Origin of the sequence: Pseudomonas sp. B3(2017) (assembly GCF_002113595.1) — a bacterium.
In the GTDB taxonomy this organism is placed as follows: domain Bacteria; phylum Pseudomonadota; class Gammaproteobacteria; order Pseudomonadales; family Pseudomonadaceae; genus Aquipseudomonas; species Aquipseudomonas ekonensis.
Window position 1 is genome coordinate 1 of the sequence record NZ_NEIU01000044.1, and the last position, 1,646, is coordinate 1,646.

The 1,646-nt window shown below is 68.3% G+C and carries 1 protein-coding gene; it reads left to right on the forward strand.

Annotation, left to right across the window (positions count from 1 at the left end; all coding sequences use genetic code 11):
- The coding region (gene hutU, locus CAG33_RS27985) for a urocanate hydratase (protein ID WP_139835924.1) at positions 1-1,646 on the forward strand (1,646 nt) is incomplete at both ends.

Below are 1,646 nucleotides of genomic sequence, written 5' to 3' on the forward strand. Positions count from 1 at the left end.
GACGTCGAAATCCGCGCCCCCCGCGGCAACCAGCTGACCGCCAAGAGCTGGCTGACCGAAGCGCCGCTGCGCATGCTGATGAACAACCTCGACCCGCAAGTGGCCGAGAACCCGAAAGAGCTGGTGGTCTACGGCGGCATCGGCCGTGCGGCGCGCAACTGGGAGTGCTACGACAAGATCGTCGAGAGCCTGACCAACCTCAACGACGACGAGACCCTGCTGGTGCAGTCGGGCAAGCCGGTCGGCGTGTTCAAGACCCACGCCAACGCCCCGCGCGTGCTGATCGCCAACTCCAACCTGGTGCCGCACTGGGCGACCTGGGAGCACTTCAACGAACTGGACGCCAAGGGCCTGGCCATGTACGGCCAGATGACCGCCGGCAGCTGGATCTACATCGGCAGCCAGGGCATCGTCCAGGGCACCTACGAGACCTTCGTCGAGGCCGGCCGCCAGCACTACAACGACAACCTCACCGGCAAGTGGGTGCTGACCGCAGGCCTGGGCGGCATGGGCGGCGCGCAGCCGCTGGCCGCGACCCTGGCCGGCGCCTGCTCGCTGAACATCGAATGCCAGCAGGTGAGCATCGACTTCCGCCTCAAGACCCGCTACGTCGACGAGCAGGCCAAGGACCTGGATGACGCCCTGGCGCGCATCGCCAAGTACACCGCCGAAGGCAAGGCGATCTCCATCGCCCTGTGCGGCAACGCCGCGGAGATCCTGCCGGAGCTGGTGCGCCGCGGCGTGCGTCCGGACATGGTCACCGACCAGACCAGCGCCCACGACCCGCTCAACGGCTACCTGCCGGCCGGCTGGACCTGGGACGAGTACCGCGCCCGCGCCAAGACCGAGCCGGCGGCGGTGGTCAAGGCCGCCAAGCAGTCGATGGCGGTGCACGTGAAGGCGATGCTGGACTTCCAGAAGATGGGCGTGCCGACCTTCGACTACGGCAACAACATCCGCCAGATGGCCCAGGAAGAGGGCGTGGCGAACGCCTTCGACTTCCCCGGCTTCGTGCCGGCCTACATCCGTCCGCTGTTCTGCCGCGGCATCGGCCCGTTCCGCTGGGCGGCGCTGTCGGGCGACCCGCAGGACATCTACAAGACCGACGCCAAGGTCAAGGAGCTGATCCCGGACGACGCGCACCTGCACAACTGGCTGGACATGGCGCGCGAGCGCATCAGCTTCCAGGGCCTGCCGGCGCGCATCTGCTGGGTCGGCCTGGGCCTGCGCGCCAAGCTCGGCCTGGCGTTCAACGAGATGGTGCGCAGCGGCGAGCTGTCGGCGCCGATCGTGATCGGCCGCGACCACCTGGACTCCGGTTCGGTGTCGAGCCCGAACCGCGAGACCGAATCGATGCAGGACGGCTCCGACGCCGTGTCCGACTGGCCGCTGCTCAACGCCCTGCTCAACACCGCGAGCGGCGCGACCTGGGTGTCGCTGCACCACGGCGGCGGTGTGGGCATGGGCTTCTCGCAGCACTCGGGGATGGTGATCGTCTGTGACGGCACCGACGAGGCGGCCGAGCGCATCGCCCGCGTGCTGCACAACGACCCGGGCACCGGGGTGATGCGTCATGCCGATGCCGGTTACCAGATTGCGATCGACTGCGCCAAAGAGCAGGGCCTGAACCTGCCGATGATCACTGG